Source organism: Amycolatopsis sulphurea (assembly GCF_002564045.1).
Taxonomy (GTDB): domain Bacteria; phylum Actinomycetota; class Actinomycetes; order Mycobacteriales; family Pseudonocardiaceae; genus Amycolatopsis; species Amycolatopsis sulphurea.
The window spans coordinates 2,279,301-2,302,214 of the sequence record NZ_PDJK01000002.1 but is presented as its reverse complement, the minus strand read 5'-3'; the positions used below and the strand labels follow the sequence as shown (position 1 = coordinate 2,302,214).

The 22,914-nt window shown below is 71.0% G+C and carries 17 protein-coding genes and 1 pseudogene; 13 read left to right on the top strand and 5 right to left on the bottom strand.

Annotation, left to right across the window (positions count from 1 at the left end; translation table 11 throughout):
• The first annotated feature begins 57 nt into the window (after positions 1-57).
• The 4 genes from ATK36_RS16860 to ATK36_RS16845 all read left to right on the top strand — a co-directional run bounded on the left by ATK36_RS16860 (position 58) and on the right by ATK36_RS16845 (position 6,006).
• Complete coding sequence (locus ATK36_RS16860; RefSeq protein ID WP_098512440.1) at positions 58-366, top strand: YbaB/EbfC family nucleoid-associated protein; 309 nt, start codon at positions 58-60, stop codon at positions 364-366.
• A 12-nt stretch (positions 367-378) separates the two neighbouring features.
• Positions 379-1,761, top strand: a complete 1,383-nt coding sequence (locus ATK36_RS16855) for a TNT domain-containing protein (protein WP_098512439.1) — start codon at positions 379-381, stop codon at positions 1,759-1,761.
• Positions 1,762-3,999, top strand: coding sequence for an ADP-ribosylglycohydrolase family protein (locus tag ATK36_RS16850; RefSeq protein ID WP_098512438.1), 2,238 nt, complete (start codon positions 1,762-1,764; stop codon positions 3,997-3,999).
• A gap of 108 nt (positions 4,000-4,107) precedes the next feature.
• Entirely contained in the window at positions 4,108-6,006 is a 1,899-nt protein-coding gene (locus ATK36_RS16845) for a TNT domain-containing protein (RefSeq protein WP_098512437.1), read from the top strand.
• On the opposite strand, the gene ATK36_RS16840 is transcribed toward ATK36_RS16845, so the two are convergent.
• From ATK36_RS16840 to ATK36_RS16830, 3 genes are all read right to left on the bottom strand, one after another.
• Positions 5,992-6,846 (bottom strand): methyltransferase domain-containing protein, encoded by an 855-nt coding sequence (locus tag ATK36_RS16840; protein ID WP_098512436.1) that lies wholly within the window; start codon positions 6,844-6,846, stop codon positions 5,992-5,994. The genes ATK36_RS16845 and ATK36_RS16840 overlap by 15 nt on opposite strands.
• Positions 6,831-8,156, bottom strand: a complete 1,326-nt coding sequence (locus tag ATK36_RS16835) for a sensor histidine kinase (protein WP_098512435.1) — start codon at positions 8,154-8,156, stop codon at positions 6,831-6,833. Before ATK36_RS16835 ends, ATK36_RS16840 begins: the two co-directional genes overlap by 16 nt.
• 128 nt (positions 8,157-8,284) lie before the next feature.
• Positions 8,285-9,730 (bottom strand): CCA tRNA nucleotidyltransferase, encoded by a 1,446-nt coding sequence (locus ATK36_RS16830; protein ID WP_098512434.1) that lies wholly within the window; start codon positions 9,728-9,730, stop codon positions 8,285-8,287.
• Positions 9,731-9,831: 101 nt separating this feature from the next.
• Between ATK36_RS16830 and ATK36_RS16825 the strand changes: the two genes are divergently transcribed.
• Positions 9,832-10,338, top strand: coding sequence for an NUDIX hydrolase (locus ATK36_RS16825; RefSeq protein WP_098512433.1), 507 nt, complete (start codon positions 9,832-9,834; stop codon positions 10,336-10,338).
• A 14-nt stretch (positions 10,339-10,352) separates the two neighbouring features.
• Positions 10,353-12,524: a DUF6049 family protein gene (locus ATK36_RS16820; RefSeq protein ID WP_098512432.1), complete on the top strand. Its 2,172-nt coding sequence runs from the start codon at positions 10,353-10,355 to the stop codon at positions 12,522-12,524.
• A gap of 116 nt (positions 12,525-12,640) precedes the next feature.
• Here the strand turns inward: ATK36_RS16820 and ATK36_RS32280 are convergent, their stop codons facing one another.
• Entirely contained in the window at positions 12,641-13,009 is a 369-nt protein-coding gene (locus ATK36_RS32280; protein WP_170069633.1) for a hypothetical protein, read from the bottom strand.
• Positions 13,010-13,289: 280 nt separating this feature from the next.
• Between ATK36_RS32280 and murJ the strand changes: the two genes are divergently transcribed.
• From murJ to ATK36_RS16785, 7 genes and pseudogenes are all read left to right on the top strand, one after another.
• Positions 13,290-15,074 carry a murein biosynthesis integral membrane protein MurJ gene (murJ, locus tag ATK36_RS16815; RefSeq protein ID WP_245914809.1) on the top strand — a complete coding sequence of 595 codons (1,785 nt, stop codon included), beginning with the start codon at positions 13,290-13,292 and terminating at the stop codon, positions 15,072-15,074.
• Between the two features lie 82 nt (positions 15,075-15,156).
• Positions 15,157-16,749: a protein kinase family protein gene (locus ATK36_RS16810; protein WP_098512430.1), complete on the top strand. Its 1,593-nt coding sequence runs from the start codon at positions 15,157-15,159 to the stop codon at positions 16,747-16,749.
• Between the two features lie 31 nt (positions 16,750-16,780).
• A complete protein-coding gene (sigM, locus tag ATK36_RS16805) occupies positions 16,781-17,443 on the top strand; it encodes an RNA polymerase sigma factor SigM (RefSeq protein WP_098512429.1) in 663 nt (220 codons plus the stop codon).
• Positions 17,440-18,228: a hypothetical protein gene (locus ATK36_RS16800; RefSeq protein ID WP_098512428.1), complete on the top strand. Its 789-nt coding sequence runs from the start codon at positions 17,440-17,442 to the stop codon at positions 18,226-18,228. Before sigM ends, ATK36_RS16800 begins: the two co-directional genes overlap by 4 nt.
• An 83-nt stretch (positions 18,229-18,311) precedes the next feature.
• Positions 18,312-19,277, top strand: coding sequence for a thioredoxin-disulfide reductase (trxB, locus tag ATK36_RS16795; RefSeq protein WP_098512427.1), 966 nt, complete (start codon positions 18,312-18,314; stop codon positions 19,275-19,277).
• A gap of 39 nt (positions 19,278-19,316) precedes the next feature.
• Positions 19,317-19,649: pseudogene (gene trxA, locus ATK36_RS16790) on the top strand (thioredoxin); the annotation flags it as partial.
• Between the two features lie 272 nt (positions 19,650-19,921).
• Entirely contained in the window at positions 19,922-21,070 is a 1,149-nt protein-coding gene (locus tag ATK36_RS16785; protein ID WP_098512425.1) for an N-acetylmuramoyl-L-alanine amidase, read from the top strand.
• Between the two features lie 1,079 nt (positions 21,071-22,149).
• Here ATK36_RS16785 and ATK36_RS16780 read toward each other — a convergent pair.
• Positions 22,150-22,794 (bottom strand): GNAT family N-acetyltransferase, encoded by a 645-nt coding sequence (locus ATK36_RS16780; protein ID WP_098512424.1) that lies wholly within the window; start codon positions 22,792-22,794, stop codon positions 22,150-22,152.
• Between the last annotated feature and the right edge of the window lie 120 nt (positions 22,795-22,914).

Genomic DNA, 22,914 nt, shown 5'->3' with positions numbered 1-22,914 from the left:
ACCGCGTTACTCGAAAGAGTGACAATCGGCCCAGTTGACCAAACCCGAGGGGACGCCGTGACGACTGCGGGCGACGACCATGGGCGCCTTGAGGTCACATCGCACGTGCTGACCTCACCGGACGGGTTGGTCCGGGCGACCGTGAGCGGGGTGGGCACGCTCGGCAGGCTCGAGTTCGCGCCGGACGCCTTCGAACGCACCACGCCGGCGCAGCTCGCGGCCACCGTGCAGACGCTGGTGCAGCAGCTGACCGGAATCCCGGACCGGCCGGAGAGCGGTGGGCACCCGATGCCCGCGCCACGGCCGACGCCCCGCCGGGTACGCCCGCGGGGGGCCGTGCCGCAGAATCGCCGGCGCGGTTCCTGAACCCTGATTCACGTGGAATCGACACTCACCGAGAGCGAGCAGCACACCTTGCTCGCCGAGATCGGGCGGCTCGTACGCGCCCGGCAGTCCGCGCCGTCCACCCCGGCCGGCATCGGGTTCGCCCAGCTCGGCGACTACCTGGAGGTGCGGCCGGGCAACACCGAGGCGAGCACCGGGATCATCGAGCGATTCGCCATTCTGCGGGCCGGGATGTACCGGCACGGCCGCGGTACCTGGCTGCAGGCCCGGTACGTGCTGTCCCCGGACGGCTCGTTCGGTTTCGACTTCTATTCCGACGTCGACCCGTCGTGGATCACCCCGCCCCCGGCGTCGGTCTACCGCGACGAGCTGGCCACGTTTCCGCGCGAGGACGCGTACATCCCGGACTGGTGGCGGCTGCGGGTGGGCTTGCCACTCGCCTTCGAATTCCGGCACGCCCGTCCCGCCTCGGGCGCTACGCAGCGCCCGGCGCTCGCGCCCGAGGAACGCCCGCTCGTGCTGCAGTACCTGGAACGCGAGGCCGAGGTCGGCGCGGGACACCGGACCGACGGCACCTGGATCTGGCCGGCCGAAGTGGCCGGCCAGCTTCGCCGGCACGGCATCCCGCCGGAACCGGCGTTCCTGACACACATGCGGGAGCAGGGCTTCCAGCCCCCGCATGTGGCGCCTTTGCTGCGCCGCACCGCGAAAGCGGATCTCACCGGCCGTCCGCGGCCCCGGCCGGAGCCGGCCGAGGTGGCGCCGACCGCCGCCGATCTGGCCGCCGAGCTGGAAACGGACCCCGAGCCCGAGCTGACCGACGAACAGCTGCTGGCCCAGCTCGAAAACCGGCTCGACGCGCTCGGCGTGTGGCCGCAGGCCTACCGGATCAGGGCGCCCGAGCCCGGCGCCTGGAGTCTGTACCGGGGCGGCTCCGGCTGGCTGGTGACCGCGCCGGACGGTGCCGCGCACCAGTTTCCGGACCTCGCCTCGGCCGCGCAGCAGCTGCTCGGCGCGCTGCTGCTGTATCCGGCCCGTGCGACCGGGGGGCGCGAGACCCCGCTGGAGACGGCGAAAGAAGTCTGCGACTGGCCCATCCAGCCCACCCCGGGTGACCCTCCCCTCACGCTGCTGAGAAACAAGAGACTCACCCGATTGGGGACAGGTACCGTCGTCCTGCGATTCGGGGAAGAGCCCGGCAACCTGGTCCATCAGCAGGAGGTACGGTTCGCCACAACGTCACTGCCACTCGAACGAGAGCGAGTGACCACCACTTTTCGGCTCCGACGATCACTTTACGTGATTATCGGAGTCACGGTGCCCTGGGCGAACCTGCCGGGTGGCGCGGTGGCGTATGTCCTGCCGAAGCCGATCGCGGAGCACGAGTCCGACGGGAGCCTGGAAAGGATCGAGTAGGTGGAAGCGGCGGAAGCGATGGAGAAGGTCGGCGACTGGCTGCGTGCCGTGCACGGCCCCACGGTCGCCGGTCCCGGTGGCCTGCGCGTCGACCACGACCGCGTGCTGCGGGTCCCGGAAGGCTGGTCCATCCCCTACAACACGGTCGCCTTTCTCGACGACGGCCGTCCGGACAAGGAGCTCTTCCCAGCGCCGTCGGTGGTCGTGCGCGAGCCGGACGGCGAGCTGCGCCAGGCGCATCCGTCGCCGGGCGGGCTCAGCACCCCGGTGGCATATCCCGGCCAGGAGAGCTGGCGTGAGGTGGTCGACCCGGAATACGTGAAGGCCGGGTTCGGTGAGCTGGGCGTGCCGCTGCCCGCGGTGGCCGGCTGGGTGAAGGTGGACAACGACGGCCAGCAGACCGGGCAGGAACGGGAGAACCCGGCCTACCGCGCCGGGCCGATCCGCCGCGGTTACCCCAAGCCGGAGAACAACCTGGAGACCCTGCTGGCCTTCGCCGGCGTCGGCTGGCTCTCCCGTGAGCAGCTGCTGATCGGCCTGTTGCGCTGCACCGTGTACGTCCCGCTGGACGTCGAAACCGGGTCCACAGACCGGTTCTACTTCTCCGAGGAACGCAACGAGCTGCGCGTGTTCAGCTCGACCCGGCACCTGCCCTCCCGGGAACACGCCTGGTGGCACGTTGATCTTGCCACCCTCGCCGAGTTCGAGCACCCGCCGAACCTGGTGATCAACGGCGGCCCGGCCACTTTCGAGGACGTCACCGGGCCGGAGCTAGCGGACGCGGCCCGGCGTTTCCCACGCGGCGAACCGCGGGTGGACCGGCACGGCCGCTGCCCGGAAGCGGAGGAGGACCTGGCCCAGCTGGCCGCGGACACCGCGGAGCAGATGGGGCTGGCCACGCCGGTCGAGCCGCCCACCACCGCCGCGGAACGTGCCCGCCGGCACGGTTTCGAGCTGACCACCGAGGAATGCCGCCGGACGGTCCTCGGCCAGTCTTGGCTGCGGCGGCTCGAACAACCCGAGCCGGTGCCCGGCATGCCGAACGAACTCGGCGCAGACGGACTCGCCCCGTCCTGGGACAACGAGGGCCGAGTCGTGCCTCGGCTGGACACCTTCGGCAAGTACCCGCTGCCGGAGCTGGAGAACTTCCGCTACGGCTGGCAGCGCGTCGTCGGCGCGTATGCCGGGTTCGCGCTCGGCGAGGCGCTGGGCACCGCGGTGGACCGGATGCGGCTCGACGAGCTGGTCGCCCGCTTCGGTCCGGACGGCGTCACGGACCTGCCGATCGCGTTCGACCAGCCCGGCCGGATCGGCTCGCTGACCCAGCGGCTGCTGTTCTACACCGAGGCGGTGATCCGCAGCCCACACCGGGAACAGCCGGAATCGCGCAACATCGAGCAGCTCTTCCCCTGCGTCGTGCGCGGTTCGCTGCTGCGCTGGCTCCACACCCAGGGCGCGCCGCTGGAGCACACCGACGGCTGGCTCGTGAAGGTGCCCGATCTGCACGTCCGCCGCGGCGCCGACGACGCCGAGCTCAACGCGTACCACGCACTGGTCACCCAAGCACCGCAGGCAGCTCCGATGATCGGTCCCGCGGCGCTGATCGGCGCGCTGCCCGCGGTGCTCACCGCAGCCGGACCCGGCACCGGCTTCAGCGGCGGTGTCGCGCAGGTCGTGTACGACCTGGTGACGGTGACCCACCGGCAGGAGGAGGACGTGGCCGCGGCCACCTTCCTGGCCTGGCTGTTCGAGCTGGCGCTGACCAAAGACTCGTTCAGCTACCCGGTGTGGAACCTGGCCCGGGAGGTGCTCACGGATCACCCGCAGTCCGGTCCCGGCTGGGCGGCCGTGCAGGCGATGGTGGCCGAATCGGTGCCGTTCTTCGGCGAACACGGCCTGCCGGACCTGCGGATGCCGGAGCTGATCGGCGACGGGCTGGGCACGCTGCCGGTGCTCGGGCGCGCGTTCGCCGCGCTGTCGGGCTTCGAGAACTACCCCGAACAGGCGTTGCTGCGCGGGGTGAACCACTCCGGGCGCAGTGCGCTGACCGGGGCACTCACCGGGGCGCTGCTGGGCGCCCGGGTCGGCATCCCCGGCCTGCCCGCCAAGTGGATCGAGCAGCTGGAGCTGCATCACCTGATCGAGCAGCTGGCCACGGACGCGCTGTGGCATTTCGACCGCCGATCGGCCTTGCAGCAGCTCGGCACCACCTGGTCGCAGCGCTACCCGAGGCACTGACCCCGCGCACCGGCGACAACCGCCCGATTCGACCACCTCGTCGGCGTGCGGTGGCGGACTCGGCTAAGTTCGATGCCGCTCACACTGGGGTTTCGGGGAGGAAGCAGAGTGCGCTACCGGGTAGAGGCGAGCGAACGCCCTGACGGTCTGTACGTCCAGCTGGAAGATCGCACTTTTGCGGCCCAGCGGTCGACCACCGACGGGACGCTGCTGCTGACCGTGCTGCCGGACGAGGAAGTACCCGAGGACTTCGACCGCGACCACGAGGGACGTCCGGCCCGGCTGGTGCTCGCGAACGAGGTGCCCGCGACCTTCGATCTGCGCAGCCACGGCGAGTACGAGGACGAGCTGTTCGAGATCGCGCCGGGCGACCAGACCGAGCTGACTCTGCGGTGGACGCGGCACGATTCGGCGCGCGCCGCGCAGCTCGGGCTCACCGAGTTCTCGGTGACCGTGCCCGCGAAGCGGCTGACCGGCCTGTGGCAGACCCGGCACGACTACGCGGAGCCGCACCCGGCGACCGGGGGCGGCGACCACACGAAACTGCTGCGCGCGATCGGCCGCACGCTGCGCGGGGTGCCGGGCGGATGGACCAAGGTGGCCGCGCAGTTCCGGCAGATCGGCCCGTACGCCGAGCTGGAGGTGCGCGCGGTAGGCGACGAGAACGGCCCGGTGTCGGTGGCGCTGTCCGCGTCACCGCGGCTCAGCTCGCTGTTCGCGCAGTTGCGCGCGGCGATGTACCAGCCGGAGAGCGGAACCTGGTTCCAGGGCACCTTCACCCTCGACGCCGAATCGCAGTTCGATTTCGACTTCGACGCCGACCGCGAACCCGACTGGCGGCTGCCGCCGATCGACGGTGACCGGCCCGCGCTGCAGGCCTATCAGGCCGAGCTGACCCGGTTCCCCCGCACGCCCAATCATCTGCCGGACTGGCTGGCCACCAAGGCCGGGCTCCCGCTGGAGCACACCTTCCGCCAGGCCCGCGTGGTGGACGGGCACAACGAGGGGGAGCGGCCGGTGATCAACCGGCCGCCGGTGCCGCCGGATCAGCTGCGCGGAGTGCTCGACTATCTGTTCCGCGCGCCGGTCGTGCTGCACCGGCCGGCCCCGCAGGCGGACCTGTTCGCCCCGCCCGGCGCCCCGCCGGACGTACCGCAGGCATTCCACACCGACGGCACCTGGATCTGGCCCGCCGCGGTGCCGCACTACCTGCGCAAATACGGCGTGCCGCCGGAGCCGGAGCTGGTCGAGCACATCCGCGCCGCCGGGTTCCGCCCGCCGCTGGTGCGGGAACTGGTGCGGGCCACCGCCGAGGCGGATGTGCTCGGCAGGCCGCGGCCACCGCGTTCGACGGCCGACCTGCCGGACGACAGCCGGCTCGCCAAGGCCCTGCGGGAAGGCGACCCGGCGCGGCCACTGCGTGCGGCCGAAACCCTGGTTCTGCTGGAACAGCGGCTCGCCGAGTACGGGGTGCCCGCGTCGGCGTACCGGATCGGCGCGAGCGAGGTGCCTGCCGAAGGGGTGTGGACCCTGCGGCGAGCGGACAACCGCTGGGAGGTTTCCCGTCCGCCGTCGGTGGAGCCGGTGCCGTTCGGCACGCTCGCGGACGCGGCACGGTACCTGCTCGGCACGCTGCTGCTGCTCCCGGTGCCGGGCACCGACGAATCCGACCAGCCCGCCGACTGGCCGATTCTGCCGCTGCGTGGGGAGCCGCCACTTTCGTTCTACCGAGCCAAACGGCTGGTCGCGCTGCCCGCGGGTACGAAGGTCGTCCGGTTCGGCAATGACCACGGCAACCTGGTGCACGCGGCGGGCACGCGGTTCGTGGAGACCTCGCTGACCGCGGACCGGGAGCGCGAACGGCACGAATACCGCGTGCAGCGCACCGTCCGGGTACTCACCGGAGTCACGGCGCCGTGGGGACCGCAGCCCGGTGGCGCCATCGCGTACCTGCTGCCGCGGCCGATCGCACAGCACGTGGAGGCCGGGGCGCTATCCCGGCTGTGAACCGCGGGCGGTGAGCAGCACCGCGGGCGACCACCAGTAGTCCGCGAGCGGGGTGATGGTCACCTCGGTGAACCCGGCGGCAGTCAGCTGTCCGGCCCAGTCCGTGGCCGGGTGCTCCCAGTTCGTGCGGCTCTCCCCGGTCACCACGCCGAGCAGTACGGGCAGCAGAAACCCTTGCGCGACAAGGGAAGCCTGCTCGGCGTACTCGGCGAGACCCCGTTCGTACCGCTCGGCCAGGGAACGCAGGTGCCCCGTCTGGTCCGCCGGTTCCGCCGGGACGTCGAACTCGGCGAGCAGCAGCCGGCCGGTTCGCGGGCACAGGGTCCGCAGCACTTCCGCCCGGTCGGCCGGCGGGATCGACTGCAGGGCGAAGGTCGATTGCGCAAGGTTCCACGTGGAACCTTTCGCGGCGAGGAACTCCTGCGCGGTCCGCGCGAACCGTTGCGCACCAGGCACTTCGACCGCGGACAGCAGCGTCGCCGAGGGCTCGACGAGGTCGATCCGCGTCGGCCGGAACCGCGCGCGGGACAACGCGGGCGCGACCGCGAGCCCGTCCCCGCAGCCGAGATCCAGCATCGCGGCCGGCCGCAGCTCGTCGTACGTCGTGGCCAGTTCCTCGCTCAGCCGCTCGTACAACCGCACATTGCCGCCGCCGCGGATGAACGCGGTGAACGCCGCGGGCTGGTCGTAGACCGAACCGGCGCCGGCGCGGCCGAGGTAGTGCGCCAGCTCGGCCCCGAGCCGGGTGCCGGACCGGCCGGCGAGCCGCGCGGCCGCCGTCGGATCCCCGTCGCGATAGGCGGCCAGCGCACCGGCCACCCCGTTCAGTTCGGCACCCATAACGTCACCCTCGTTCCGCTGCCCGGACTCGATTCCACCCACGCGGTGCCGCCCACCTCGGCCAGCCGGGCGGTGATCGACTCGCTGATGCCGAAGCCGGCGGGGCGGTCCTGCGCGCTGAACCCGGTGCCGTGGTCCCGGATGATCACCGCGATCCCGCCGTCGCGTTCCTCGACCCGGACCACCACCTGGTCGGTGCCGGAGTGCTTCATCGTGTTGCGCATGGCCTCCCGGACCGCGTCGCGGATCGCGATCTGCCGGACCTCGGACAAGGTGTCCTCGTCCAGTTCCGAGACCACCAGCTGCGCCCGCAACCCGTCGCGCGCCATCTCCGCGGCCAGCGCGGTGAGCTTCGCGCCCAGCGGCCGCGAACGCTCCTCGGTCTCGTGCGCGGCGGCCGCCTCGATGGTCTGCCGCAGTTGCATGGCCTGCGCGCGAGCCAGCCGCTGCACCTCTGCCAACCGGCCCGGCGCGTCGGCCGGACCGAGCGAGATCGCCTCCAAGGTCTGCAGCACGGTGTCGTGCAGCATCCGATGCTGCCGCGCGCGTTCGGCGAGCCGCCCGTTGCGGATGCCGTAGGCCAGCGCGAGCCGGGTACCGAGACCGAGCATGATCAGCGCGCCGACCGCGGTGAACAGCACCCCGAACATCGGCGGGTACAGCGATCCGGCCTGCTCGAGATCGGCCTGCCCACTGTTGATCACGCCCGCCAGCAGCCGCACCGGGAAGCTCAGCGCAGCCGGCCCCAGCCCGGCCGGAATCCCGACGGCGAGCGTCAGCAACGCGATGTTGCCGAGCAAGTGCTTGTCCGCGACGGCGAGCGCGTCGTGGAACGCCCCGTTCGGCACGGTCGCGCCGATGACCAGCTCGAACACCAGCGTGGCGACCAAATCCCCGGCCAGCAGCCAGGCGGTACGGTCGCTGCGGAACGGCGCTCCGCGCAGCATCCAGAAGACGCCGGACAGGCTCAGCGCGACCGAGCCGGCGGCAACCAGCGCGACCGGCGCCAGCCCGGCCGAGCCGTGCGCGGCGAGGTAACCGAAGAACTGCCCGGGTACCGCGATCAGCCGGTAGGCCGGCGGGACCAGCGCCACGTAACGGGCCGCGCGCAGCAGCAGGTTGTCCTGGAAACCCGGATCGACCGGACCGGCCATCCGGGAGATCCGCCGCAGCGCCCGCACCGGGGTCGGATCGGCGACCTCGTCGGACAGCCCGGTGGTCGCCGCGGCCAGCGCGGGCGTGCCCCGGCGCAGCAGGGTGACCAGGAAACTCGGGCCGCCGTCGGGCCGCTCGCGCTCCTGCACCGTCATCGATTCCCCCGATCGCCGGGCACCCCGGCCCGCCGGACGAGCAAGTATCGCCGGTGCGCGAGGCAGCGGCCAGGGCCGAACGGGGATCGTGCGCCCTCGGCGACCGGCCGTTCATCCACGGCCGGGAGTCAGCCGGGCGGGGTGATGCCCTGGTCCCGCGCCCACTTCTTCAGCTCGGCCACCGCCTCGTCGTGCTCCAGCGGACCGCGGTCCAGCCGCAGCTCCTTGAGGAACTTCCAGGCCTGCCCGACCTGCGGACCGGGGGAGAGCCCGAGCAGCCGCATGATCTCGTTGCCGTCGAGATCCGGACGGACCCGGTTGAGGTCCTCCTGCTCCTTGAGCCGGGCGATCCGCGCCTCAAGCTCGTCGTAGGTGGCCTGCAGGGCGGCCGCCTTACGCCGGTTGCGCGTGGTGCAGTCGGCACGCACGAGCTTGTGCAGCCGGGGCAGCAGCTCGCCCGCGTCCGTCACGTAGCGCCGCACCGCCGAATCGGTCCACTCACCCCCGCCGTAACCGTGAAACCGCAGGTGCAGGAACACGAGCTGGGCGACGGCCTCGATCGTTTCCTTCGGGTATTTCAGCGCCCGCAAACGTTTGCGGGCCATCCGCGCACCGACCACCTCGTGGTGGTGGAAGCTGACCCCGCCACCGGGCTGGAACTCACGGGTGGCCGGCTTGCCCACGTCGTGCAGCAGCGCGGCCAGCCGCAGCACCAGATCCGGCCCGGAAGCAGGCTCGTGCCGCTGTTCCAGGTCGATCGCCTGGGCCAGCACGGTGAGCGAATGCTGGTAGACGTCCTTGTGCTGGTGGTGCTCGTCGATGGCCAGCCGCATCCCGGGCAGCTCGGGCAGCACGTGCTCGGCCAGCCCGGTGTCCACCAGCAGCTCCAGCCCCGGCCGCGGATCGGCGGCGAGCAGCAGCTTGGACAGCTCGGCCTGCACCCGCTCGGCGGTGATCCGCTCGATCTGCGCGGCCATCGAGGTCATCGCGTCGACCACCCGCGGGGCCGCGGTGAAACCGAGCTGTGCGGCGAAGCGGGCGGCCCGCAGCATCCGCAGCGGATCGTCGGCGAAGGACTCCTGCGGGGTCGCCGGGGTGTCGAGCACCTGGAGCCGCAGCGCGTCCATCCCGTCGTGCGGATCGATGAAGGTTTTGGTGACCAGGTCGATGGCCATCGCGTTGACGGTGAAGTCGCGGCGCAGCAGATCGCCCTCGATGGTGTCGCCGAAGGTGACCTCGGGGTTGCGGCCGACGCGGTCGTAGCTGTCCGCGCGGAAAGTGGTGATCTCGAGCGTCATGCCCTTCTTGGTGACGCCGACCGTGCCGAACGCGATGCCCACGTCCCACACCGCGTCGCCCCAGTCGTTGACGATCGCCAGCACCCGGTCCGGCCGGGCGTCGGTGGTGAAGTCGAGATCGGCCGACAGCCTGCCGAGCAGCGCGTCGCGCACGCTGCCACCGACCAGGTACAGGCTGTGGCCGGCGCGCGCGAAACGTTCCGCCAGCTCATCGGCAAGAGGGGACACTCGCATCAGTTCCGTCACCGCGTTCTGCTGGGCGACCAGGTTGCTCACTTGAATCCCACCACGAAACGGGTACCACTACTACGGGCACCACCGGACACGGACACGGAGAGCCAGAGTACCCGGGCAACCGTTTGCTCTAGCATCGCAGCATGTCTGGATCCGCCGGCCGGGCCGGAGCGCCGAATCCGCGCAAGCGGCGCCGGCGCCCGCGCGGCAGGCGGCTGACCACGGTCGACGAGACCTCGGCCGGTGGGCTGGTGCTCGACCACGAGCGGGAACACGCGGTGCTGATCGGCCGGCTCGACCGGCACGGCAGACTGCTGTGGTCCTTGCCGAAGGGGCACATCGAGGACGGTGAGACAGTGGAGCAGACCGCGGTGCGCGAGGTGAAGGAGGAGACCGGTATCTCGGCACGGGTGCTGCGCCCGCTGGGCACCATCGACTACTGGTTCGTGGCCCAGCAGCGAAGGGTGCACAAGACCGTGCACCATTTCCTGCTCGAGGCCACCGGTGGCGAACTTTCCGACGAGGACGTCGAGGTCACCGAGGTGGCCTGGGTCCCGGTGGCCGAGCTGGAGACCACCCTCGCCTACGCGGACGAGCGCAAGCTGGTCCGCAAGGCGGCTGACCTGATCGCCCCCGAGAAGCTCGCCTGAGACGGAGCACCCGAGTGAAGCGGCCCGCCGCGTTCTTGCTGTCCTTGCTGGTCCTCGCCGCCGCCGCGCTGTTCGGCGCACCGGCGCAGGCGCAGCAGGAGCCGTCCCCGGAACCGCCGCGGCTGCGGGTCGACCTGGACCACCTCGCCCCGCGCGTGCTCACCGGCAGCAGCACGCAACTGCAGGTGTCGGGCACCGTGACCAACATCGGTGACCGCCGGATCGACCGCCCGCAGGTCCGTCTGCAGGTCGGCGACCGGGTCAACGGCACCCGGGCGATGTCCGGGGTGCTGAACGGGGAGCCGGTCCAGGACATTCCGCTGACCGACTTCACCCTCCTCGCGCCGGCGCTGGAACCCGGCCAGAGCACCCGGCTCGACCTGCAAGTCCCGCTCACCGGGCAGCGAGCCGGGGTGTTCTCCCGGCCCGGCGTCTACCCGCTGCTGGTGAACGTGAACGGCACCCCGGAGTTCGGTGGCGCCGCCCGGCTCGCCGCGGTCAGCCTGCTGATGCCGGTGCTGTCCGGCCCCGGCCGCGGCGGCAGCGCGACCCCGAGGAACGCGAAGGTCACCGTGCTGTGGCCGATCGCCGACAGCACGGTGCACGTCGCCTCGGCCGCGTACGGCAGGCAGCTGAACCTCACCAACGATTCCCTGGCCAAGGAGCTCGCTCCGAACGGACGGCTGGACGCGCTGGTCTCCGCGGCACGCGCGGCGCAGTCGAGCCAGGTCGGCGGCTCGCTGTGCTTCGCCATCGACCCGGACCTGCTGCGCACCGTCGACAGGATGAGCAGTGGCTACCTCGCCGCTGGTTCGCAAGGCACCGGCGCGACCGTCGCCCGTGACTGGCTCAGCTCGCTGCGTGCGCTGGTCAAGGACCGCTGCGTAGTGCCGATGCCGTTCGGCGACGCCGACCTGACCACGCTCGGCAAGGTCCGCGACGCGGGCGGCAATCCCGATGCCGGGCTGATGACCACCGCGCTCGGCGGCGCGTCGGCGATCAAGAACCTGCTCGGCGTCGAACCCCAGGCCGACGTGCTGTGGCCGGGCGGATCGCTGGACGATCAGGCGCTGTCGGCAGCATCCGCGGCGGGCTATCGCACGGTGCTCACCGACGGGTCCCTGCTGAAGGCGAGCCGCGACGCGGGGACCATCGGCGGCGCGGTGACGCTGCCCGGCAACGTCCGGGCGCAGCCGACGGACGGGATCATCGCGAACGCGCTCGCCGGGTTCACCCCCGGCCCGCAAGCGCCGACCACGGTCAGCGGTGCGACGCAGCGTGCCGTCGCCACGCAGAACGGGCTCGCCGCGATCGCTTTCGAGGCCGGGCTCGGCCGTACCGAAGCGGCGAACGGCGTCAGCCTCCTGGTCGCCCCGCCCCGCCGGTGGGATGTGCCGGCCGAAGAGCTGAACACCTTCCTCACCGGGCTCGGCGAGCTGAACGGCCACCAGGTCACCAGCAGCTCGCCACTGAACCAGCTGCTGCACGTCACGCCGACCGGGTCCGCGTCCTTCGCCGCCGAACGGCACGCGCCCGGGGACGGCGGGGCCGCGATCGCCGAGCAGCTGTCCGGCCTGAGCACGAAAGCCACCCGGATGATGTCGGCGATGCGGATGGACACCACCCACCGCGTCGAACCGAAGTCGATCATCGCACCGGTCCGCGACGCTCTGGTCCGCGGCAGCTCGACGGTGTTCGACGGTTCGCCGCCGGCCTCCGCCGCGGCGAACGCCACCTCCGAACTCGCCGCGATCAGCGATCAGGTCACCGTGGAACAGCCGAGGCAAACGATTGCGCTCGCCTCCGGTGCCGCGCCGCTGCCGGTGTACGTGAGCAATGAACTGCCGGTCGGCATCACCGCGCGGATCTCGCTGACCGACAGCATCGGGGTCCGCGCCGATCCCGCTCAACTGCAGAATCGGTCCTTTCCGGCAAAGGGCGGGAAAAACGAATATCTGCAGATCGAGGCACTGCGAGCGGGCAAACTCAGCGTCGATGTGTCCTTGACCACCCCGGCGGGTGCCGTGCTCGGCTCGACCGCGCGTTTCGAGATGACCTCCACCGAGTACGGCTCGATCACCATCATCGGCACCGTCGTGGCTGGTTGCGCACTGCTGCTGCTGTCCTCCCGGCGCATTTACCGGCGGGTCAAGGAGAGCCGGGCGGCACGCGGCCGTTCGGGCTGAGTACCGGCCGGGCCGGGTGCATCCGGCCGTTCCCGCCTACCCTGAGCTGACGCTGCCACAATGACAGCGGACCAGGGATAGTCGAGGATTGGGCGCGCGTTGGACAAAGAGCCGGGTCAACCACCCGAGCGTGCGGGCCGTCCTCGGCGTGACGGTGCGCCGCCCCGGCGCGAGGAGCGCGGCGGCCAGCCACGCCGCGCGGTCCGCGATGCGCGGCGCCAGCCCCCGCCGGACGGTCCGGCCTCCGGTGAACTCCGCCAGCCCCCGGCCAACGGCACACGGCGGATGCCGGTGCCCGGCCAGCCCTCCGGCGAACGGCCGATGCCCGCCGACCGTCCGCAGCGCCGCCAGCCGCCGCCGAACGGACGGCCGCAGTCCACCCGCAACGGGGTGCCGCCGGCCGCGGCGCCCGCACGCCGCAGGCCTTCGCCGACGACGCAGCAGCCGATGCCGTCGCCGGGTGCCCCACCGACCGGGCCACACACGCCACCACCCGGCGGACCGCATACCCCGCCACCAGGTGGGCAGCGCATGCCTCCGCCAGGTGGACCACACACACCGCCGCCCGGGGGCCCGCACACTCCGCCACCGGGCGTACCCGGTGGGCAGCACGCTCCGCCGCCGTCGGGCCGTTCACCGTTGCCGCAGCCGGGCACGCCGCCACCGGCGTCCGCCCCGGCCTCCGGCCCGCAGCAGATCCCGCCGGTGCACCGTGGCCGCGGACCGCGCCCTGGCGCGCCGATCCGGCCGTGGCAGGAAGAAGCGATGCGGGACCCGGAGGCCACGCGGTTCATCCCGCGCACCGCCGGGGTGCCGATGCCCGCCTCGCGCTGGCCGACCGCCGACCCCGACGTGATGCGTCCATACGACGCGCTGGCCACCCAGGTCATGCCGCGGATCAAGGACCTGCCACCGGCCCGTCCGGCCGAACCGGGCGAGGCCGAGCAGCCGGCTCCGGCGAAGGCGCCGTCGGTGGCCAAGGCCAGTGGCCGGATGGCGATCGCGTCGCTGATCAGCCGCATCACCGGCTTCTTCTGGAAGGTGCTGCTCGCGGTAGTGATCGGCACCGGCGTGGTGAACGACTCGTTCAACGTCGCCAACACGATGCCGAACATCATCTTCGAACTGCTGCTCGGCGGCGTGCTGACCAGTGTGGTGGTACCGCTGCTGGTGCGCTCGCAGGACGATCCGGACCAGGGGCAGGCCTATGCGCAGCGGCTGCTGACCGTCGGGGTGACCGTGCTGCTGGGCGGCACGATCATCGCGGTGGTGGCGGCGCCCGCGTTCACCTCGCTGTACATCGACTCGTCCGGTCAGGCCAGTCCCGGCCTGACCACCGCGCTGGCCTACCTGCTGCTGCCGGAGATCTTCTTCTACGGCGTGTTCGCCCTGGTCTCGGCGATGCTGAACGCCAAGCACGTGTTCGGCCCGACCGCCTGGGCGCCGGTGATCAACAACATGGTGGTCATCTTCACCATCCTGGTGCTGTGGGTGATGCCGGGTTCGATCGACGAGGCGCACCCGTCGATCACCGATCCGAAGGTGCTCACGCTGGGTATCGGCGTGACCGCCGGGATCGCCGCGCAGGCGCTCATCCTGGTCCCGCCGCTGTTGCGCTCCGGCTTCCGCCCGCGCTGGCGCTGGGGCCTGGACAAGCGGATGAAGGAGTTCGGCGGCCTCGCGCTGTGGGTCGTCGGGTACGTCGCGGTGAGCCAGGTCGGCCTCACCATCACCACCCGGGTGCTCACCAAGGGCACCGCGGGCGGTGTCACCGCCTACAACTACGCCTGGCTGCTGTTCCAGCTGCCCTACGGCGTGCTCGGGGTCTCCCTGCTGACCGCGATCATGCCGCGGCTGAGCCGGGCGGCCGCGGACGGGGACACGAAGAAGCTGATCGGCGACCTGTCCTACGCCTCCCGCATCTCCACTGTGACGCTCATGCCGATTTCCGCGGTGATGACCATCGTCGGCTCCTCGATCGGGGTCGCGATGTTCACCCTCGGCAAGGGCTCGCTGGAGAACGCCGAGCGGCTCGGGCAGGCGCTTGCCATCTCGGCCTTCGCGCTGCTGCCGTACGCGCTGGTGATGCTCCAGATGCGGGTCTTCTACGCGATGAAGGACGCCCGCACACCGACGTTGATCATGATCGTGATGACCGTGGTCAAGGTGCCGCTGCTGTTCCTGTGCCCGGTGGTGCTCAATGGGGACAGCGTGGTGCTCGGCGTGATGATGGTCAACGCGCTGACCTATGTGATCGGCGCGATGCTCGGCCAGGTCTGGCTTTGGTTCACCCTCGGCAACCTGCGCAGCAAGCGGGTGATCGGGGTGATCCTGTTCACCGTCGTGGCCAGTCTGCTCGGCATCGGCGCGGCGTGGCTGGCCGGGCAGGTCGTGCCCGACTCGCTCGGCCCGACCCTGAGCGCCTGGGTGAAGCTGATCCTGCAGAGCATCGTGGGGATCGTGGTCTCGTTCGGGGTACTGATCGCGCTGAAGGTCGAGGAGCTCAAGCCCGCCACCTCGCGGTTGCAGCGGTTGATCAAACGCGGGTAACGATTGATGCACGACTCACGACCCTTCCCGCGGGCCTGATCCGGGTACCCTCGGTTCCGGGATCGCGACGCAGGAGAGAAGCGTGGACACGAGACGAAACGTTCAGGCGGGGGAGGCGGACCGCGCGGGCATCCGTGCCCGGGGCGGGTCGCTGGCCCCTGGGCGGGTCGTGGGAGACGGCCGGTATCGCCTGCTCGCCCAATTCGGGGTGGACGAACGGGCCGCCGCGCATCTGTGGCGGGCCCGCGACGGGCAGCTGAAACGGGATGTGGCGCTGACCCTGCTGGTCGGCGATCCGGCGGATCCGGAGGCGGCCCGGCAGGCCCGGCGCACGCTGGAGCGGGCCGCGCACGCGTCGAAGTTCGGCCACGGCGGGGTCGCCCGGGTGCTGGACGTGCTCAGCCTCGGCAGCGGGGTCACCTCCGGCGAGGGGCTGCTCGGCGTCGTGGTCGCCGAGTGGACCAAGGGCAGTGATCTGGTCGATCTGGTCGCGCAGCGGCCGGTCGCACCGGGTGCGGCCGCACGCATGGTGCAGGCGCTCGCCGAGGCGGTCGACCATGCCCACCAGAACGGTCTCGTGCTCGGGCTGGACCATCCGCAGCGGCTGCGGCTCACCCCGGGTGGCGCGCTGAAGCTGGCGTTTCCCGGACCGTTGCCCGAAGCCACCCTGCGCGACGACGTCAAGGCCCTCGGCGCGGTGTTGTATCTGCTGCTCACCGGCCGGTGGGCGCTGCCGGGCGGGCCGCCCGCCATCCCAGCCGCACCGCTGACCCCGCAGGGCCACGTGGTCCCGCCGCGGTCGCTGGTGCCCGCGGTGCCGGCGGAGCTCTCGTCGCTGGCGGTGCGCACGATCGAGGACGGCGGCAGCGGCGGTATCCGTACCAGCTCGGCCATCCTGCGGGTGCTCGACCAGGTCGCCGAGAACGAGGAACGCACCCAGCTGATCCAGGCCGTCGGCCAGCCCGAGGCCGAGTCGGACGGCACGATCTGGACCACGAAGAAGCCGGTGAAGGACGTCGCGCGGCGGCGGAAGCTCGCCTTCGGCGTCACCGTGCTGGTCGTGGCGACCGTGGTGATCCTGGCCTGGGGCGGGTTGATGCTGATCAACCTGTTCCAGGGGGACAACAAGTCCGCCGGGCCTACCCTGAACGTCGCGGCCACGCCCACCACCAGCGCCCCGGCGCCGAACCAGCCGGCGCCGCCGCCCTCCTCGCCCGCCGCGCCGAAGGTGGGCGATCCGGTGAAGCCGGATTCGGCGAGCGTCTACAACCCGGAGGGCCAGGGGGACAGCCCGGCCCGGGCGAAGAACGCCATCGACGGCGACCCGGGCACGGTCTGGCGCACCGACGTGTACCAGAAGCAGTTCCCGACGCTGAAGCCCGGCGTGGGCATCGTGGCGTCGTTCGGCGACTCGGTGAAGCTCGCGCAGGTGAAGATCACCGCGGACAGTCCGGGCACGAAGGTGGAGATCCGCAGCGCGGACAGCAAGACCGCGAAACTCGCCGACACGAAGGTGGTCGGCAGCGGCGAGCTGAAGGGCACCGAAACGACGATCGACCTGCAGCAGCCCGCGGAGGGCAAGTTCTTCGTCGTCTGGATCACCCAGCTGGGGCAGAACGACGGCAAGGGCTTCGTCAGCGAACTCGGGAATGTGAGCTTCCTGCCTGCACAGTGAGCCTGCGACCGGACTCAGTAGGCTCTCGCGGGTGACGGCTGCAGCTCCCACGGATGCGGACCTGATAGCGGCGCATGCCGCCGGTGATCCGCAGGCGTTCAGTGAACTGGTCCGACGGCACCGGGACCGTATGTGGGCGGTCGCGCTACGCACCCTGCGTGATCCGGAGGAGGCCGCGGACGCCCTGCAGGAGGCGTTCATCTCGGCCTTCCGCGCGGCCGGCAAGTTCCGCGCCGAATCGCAGGTCACCACCTGGCTGCACCGGATCGTGGTGAACGCCTGTCTCGACCGGATCCGGCGCCGGCAGGCCCGGCCGACCGTGCCGCTGCCCGAAGCCGGCTTCAACGAACCGGCCGCGCCCGGCGATTCGATGGCGCAACGGGAGACCAGCCTGCTCGTACGGCAGGCGCTCGACCAGCTCCCCGAGGATCAGCGCGCCCCGATCGTGCTGGTCGACGTCGAGGGCTATTCGGTGGCCGAGACGGCGAAACTGCTCGGGATCGCCGAGGGCACGGTGAAGAGCCGGTGCGCGCGCGGAAGGGGCAAACTCGCGAAGGTTCTCGGGCACTTGCGGAACCCGGATGCCGCAGCAGGCGTCTCAACTAACGAAAGCAAACGCAACCACGCCACTTCGGAGGGGTCCCGGAGTGCCGGGCGGGTCAAGGGCTCGCCGGGGAACGGGGAGGGACGATGACCGACGAGAGCCGGGGAGCAGGGGGGATCGTCGGGCCGCCCTGGTCCGTGGACCTGCTCGCCGACCTCCACGCCGGGGTCCTGACCGAGGACGAGGCGGCCCTGCTGTGGCCGCGCGTCGATGCCGACCCCGAGGCGCGCGCGATCATCGAGGCACTCGAAGCGACCACCGCGGACCTGTCCGCACTGGCCACCGAGCCCGTGCCGCCGATGCCTGCGGAGTACGTGGCCCGTCTGGACGCCGCGCTGGCCGCGGAATCCGCCGCGCACCGGCACTCGAGTGGCGAAATCCCGGCGGGAGCCACGTTTCCGGAGCCGGCGGCGGTTGCCCCGGTGGTGGACCTGTCGGCGGCCCGGCGGCGCAACCGGCGGCTCGGCTGGGCGGGCGGGGTCCTGACCGCGGCCGCCGCCGCAGTGGTCGCGGTGGTGGTCGCCGTGCCGGGCTCCGAGAGCGGCACGCCGAACGTGGCCGCACCGGCGGCGAGCGGCCCGTCCGTGTCCGGCGACGGCGGTGGGGCCGAGGCTTTGCTCGGCGGTGGCGTCGGGGTCCGCGATTTCGGCCCGTTGCGCGACGAGCAGCGGCTCGACACGTGTGTCGCGGCAGCCGGGCTGGACCCGAAGGTACGGCCCGAGGGCGTCCGCCCGGTGAACGTGGCAGGCAAGGCGGGGGTGCTGGTCATCTACACCACCGGCAAGCTCGCCCAGTTCCGGCTGGTCGCGTTCGGCGCGGATTGCGGGCCGGCGCGTCCGGACAAGCTGTTCGACCGGATCGTCGGCGGCCGGTAGTAGCGGGCGTCACCGCCGGGAACACCGGCCCCTACCATCGTGTTGAGCCAGAAGCACTGGTCGCTACGAGCGGAGGTTGACGGGTGGCGGGCGAGGAAATCAGGGACCTGATCATCGTGGGTTCGGGTCCGGCCGGATATACCGCCGCGGTGTATGCGGCGCGGGCCGAGCTGGCTCCATTGGTGTTCGAGGGCACCCAGTTCGGTGGTGCGCTGATGACCACCACAGAGGTCGAGAACTTCCCTGGCTTCCGCGACGGCATCCAGGGCCCGGATCTGATGGAGGAGATGCGCAAGCAGGCCGAGCGCTTCGGCGCCGAGCTGCGTGCGGAGGACGTCGAGGCGCTGGAGCTGACCGGCGACGTGAAGTACGTCGTAGCGAACGGCAAGCGCTACGCGGCGCGGGCGGTGATCCTGGCGATGGGCGCGGCCGCGCGGTACCTGAACGTGCCGGGCGAGCAGGATCTGCTCGGCCACGGCGTGTCCGCGTGCGCGACCTGTGACGGCTTCTTCTTCCGTGACCACGACATCGCGGTCGCCGGCGGCGGCGACTCGGCGATGGAGGAGGCGACCTTCCTCACAAAGTTCGCCAAGTCGGTGACGATCGTGCACCGGCGGGACGAGTTCCGGGCGTCGAAGATCATGCTTGAGCGCGCGCGGGCGAACGAGAAGATCAAGTGGCAGCTGAACACGCAGGTGACCGGCGTCGAGGGCGAGGGCACCGTGCGTGGCCTGCAGGTGGAAGACACCAAGACCGGGGAGAAGAAGACCCTGGAGGTCACCGGTTTCTTCCTGGCCATCGGCCATGATCCGCGCAGCGAGCTGGTGCGCGGGCAGGTCGAGGTGGACGAGGACGGGTACGTGCGGACCCAGGGCCGCACGACCTACACGAACTTGCCTGGCGTGTTCGCGGCCGGCGACCTGGTGGACCGCACCTACCGGCAGGCCATCACGGCCGCGGGTTCGGGCTGCAGCGCCGCGATCGACGCGGAGCGGTGGCTGGCCGAGCACGCAGAGGTGCCCGAGCTGGTCGGCAGCGGCGAGCACTGACCTTTCGCAAGTTTTCCGACTTCCGACCGCAGGCGAAGGAGACAACCCATGGGCAATACCGTCAAGGTGACCGACAAGTCGTTCGTGGACGACGTGCTGACCAGCGAAAAGCCGGTCCTGGTCGATTTCTGGGCGACCTGGTGCGGGCCGTGCAAGATGGTCGCGCCGGTGCTGGAGGAAATCGCCGCGGAGAACGGCGACAAGCTGACCGTCGCGAAGCTCGACATCGACGAGAACCCGAACACAGCGCGTGACTACAAGGTGATGTCGATCCCCACGCTGATCCTCTTCCAGGGCGGCAAGCCGGTCAAGGAGATCGTGGGCGCGAAGGCGAAGGCCGCACTATTGTCGGATCTGTCCGACGTCCTCTGAATCGACCATCCGGTGGGAACCCGGGCCTGCGGGAATCAGCCCGCAGACCCGGGTTCTCATCCGTTCGAGCAGCCCCCACATGGTGATGATCACGTAGACGTGCCAAGGGTCTCTCCCCCACGGGGGCTCCCCCACGAGAGCGGCATACCGGCCGGGCCTACGTCCTCACCCAGAGTTCGCAAGGCACAATGGGTGCCTGGGCTTACCCCCAGCCACAGATTTTTTGTTTTCGCATCGAGTTGTTTCGGTGCCCGAGGAAGAGCGAGGAGTGCATGCGGGTACTCCGCCGCGGTGACACCGGTTCGGAAGTCGCCGAGATCAGGTCGATTCTCGCCGGGATGGACCTGCTGCCGCCGGTGGCGGGGACCGACCGTTACGCGACCTTCGACGGTGCCGTGGAGCAGGCCGTGCGGGCCTTTCAGCAGCGGCGCGGGCTCATCACCGATGGGGTGGTGGGCGCGGCGACCTTCCAGGCGATGAAGGGCGCGAGCTATCACCTGGGGAGCCGTCCGCTGCAGTACCTGCTTTCGTCCCCGGTCAACGGGGACGACGTGTTCGCGTTGCAGGAGCGGCTCACCGAGCTGGGTTTCGACGCCGGGCGGCCGGACGGCTACTTCGGCCCGCAGACCGAGCGCGCGCTGCGTACCTTCCAGCGCGATATGCGGCTGACCCCCGACGGCATCTGCGGTCCGGCGACCATTCGTGAGCTGCACCGCCTGTCCTCTCCGCGCGCCCGCGGCGGCCGCCCGGTGTTCCTGCGCGAGCAGGAGCAGGTGCGCCGCGCCGGCCCGCGCCTGCGCGGCAAGCGCATCGTCATCGACCCCGGTCATGGCGGCGAGGACCTCGGCGTGGTCGCCGGCGGCCTGCGCGAGGCCGATATCGCCTGGGACCTGGCCCGCCGCCTGGAAGGCCGGATGCAGGCCACCGGCATGGAAGCCCTGATCTCCCGCGGCCCGAACCACAGCCCGAGCGATTTCGAACGCGCCCGCTTCGCCAACGACGCCGGTGCCGACCTGTTTCTGTCCCTGCACAACGACGCGAACCCTTCTCCGCGGGCCCAGGGCATCGCCAGTTTCCACTTCGGCACCGGCAACGGCACCACGTCGACGGTGGGCGAACTGCTGGCCGGCTTCATCCAGCGCGAGGTAGTCGCCCGGACCGGCCTCCGAGACTGCCGCACGCACTACAAGACGTGGGAGATCTTCACCCGCACCCGCTGCCCCGCAGTCCGCGTGGAGATCGGCTACCTGACCAACCCGGACGACTCCGGAAGGCTGGCTTCTCCCGCCTTCCGCGACGTCGTGGCCGAAGGCATCCTGATCGCCGTCAAACGCCTCTACCTCCTCGGCGAAGGCGACCAGCCGACCGGCACCTTCACCTTCGCCGACGTCCTGGCCCACGAGCTGGCCCGGGCTGAATAGCCGACGGTCTCGGACGTTTGTTCTGGGCTTCCGGTAGGCCCGTTTCGGCTTGGGTCTGCTTTCGCGGGGGAGCTGCTGGTCTCAGGGCGGTTCGGGCTTGGGGTGGCCCTGCGGATGGGTGATCGAGTGGCTGCGGTCCGGCCCAGTGGCTTTCGGCCTGCCCGGCTCAGAGCTACTTTTCGCAGCTACATCTCGTACGGCTAGCTCCGGCCCGCATGGCTCGGCGCCCCTCAGCCCGGCCGCAAGTAGTGGACAACTTCTGCTCGACACCCGATGGCTTTGCACCGCCGGCGGGTGGGCTCAGGGAGTTGACCACCGCCTCTCTCGCACTTTCCGCCGGAGCTGCCCCCGTTCTGCCGTGCCTTCGCTCCTGATTCCGCTCTGCGCCCAGCTCTCGACTGCGTTCAATTTCGCGGGCGCCTTCAAGCTTCGCTGACGTTTCCAGACCTTTCCGACGGTCGCCGCCACCCCGCCTCCGCTCCACCCCGGCCCCACCTCCGGCCACTCCGCACCTACAACCCGACCTCCTCCCACACCGGCCACCCCCGCACCTTGATTACCCAGAGCAACAATCCGCCATCTCGCGCCCCACACAACCCGCCCAAGAACCCCGACCTCCACCCCAGCATCCACACCCCCACCCCGGCCCCAACCAACCGGAGTCCCTCCACCACTTACCCACCCTCACCACCCAGCCACAACCGCTTGCGCCCCACCACTCCGACACCCACCACACCTGGGGGCAGCCCCCACCCACCACGGGGGGCGTCCCCGAACCCAGTCTAGTCGTCCACAGGTTTTCCACGGCGTCTATCAGCGATCTGTGGATAACTTCGGGGTTCATCCACAGCTGTGCACAGGTGCGGGATTGTGGGTATTTCGGGGTGGAGGGGGACCTGCGCGAGTGAGGTAGCGGGCAGGTTGGGTGTCGCATGGGTGGGGGCGGGTTGACCTCGAGCGATGCGGGTGGGCAGCACGAGGAAGAGAGGGGAAGCAGGGCGAGGCGGGGAGGGTTTGTGGGCACAGGGGCAGCGGGATGGTGCGCACGGAGAGTGACCGGGAGGGGGGGGGAACGGGAGTCAGGCGCGGCCGAGGCTGGGTTCGGCGGTGGTGATGGTTACCTGGCCCAGGAGGCGTTCGAGGGCGGCTTCGACGTCTTCCTTCCAGGTGATCGCCGAGCGGAGTTCCAGGCGGAGACGGGGGTACCGCGGGTGCGGGCGCACGGTTTTGAAGCCGACGCTCTGCAGGAAACCGGCGGGGAGGACGCAGGCGTGGCCGCCCAGGGGGTCCGGGTCGTCGGGCTGGGCGTCGCCGAAGGCCTCGATGGCGCGCACGCCTCGTTTGGTCAGGTCCTTCGCCACGGCCTGGACCAGCATCCGGCCCAGCCCGCCGCCACGGAATTCGGGGAGGACCTGGAATGCGGTGAGCAGGACAGCGTCGGCGCTGGGGGGTGACGTCGGGAAAGCCAGCGCGCGGGGGACCGCGTTCGGCGGCGCGTAGAGCACGAAGCCGACCGGGAGCGTGTCACTGTAGACGATCCGGCCGCAGGAGCCCCACTCCAGCAGCACGCTGGACACCCAGGCCTCTTTCTCCACCTCGGTGGCGCCGTACTCCTCGGCCTGTTCCTTCAGGTGCGGCGCGACTTCCCAGTAAACGCACTGCCGGCAGCTCTTGGGCAGGTGCTCAAGGTTGTCCAGCGTGACGCCCACCACGCGACGCGACACCCGAAACCTCCCTTGACCCCTGCTCGCAGCACGACTCCGGTCTCGACGCCAGCGAGAGCGCAGGCGGCACCGGAAGAACCACCACGAGGATAGGCCGATGTGACAAGAGCCGGAAGACCG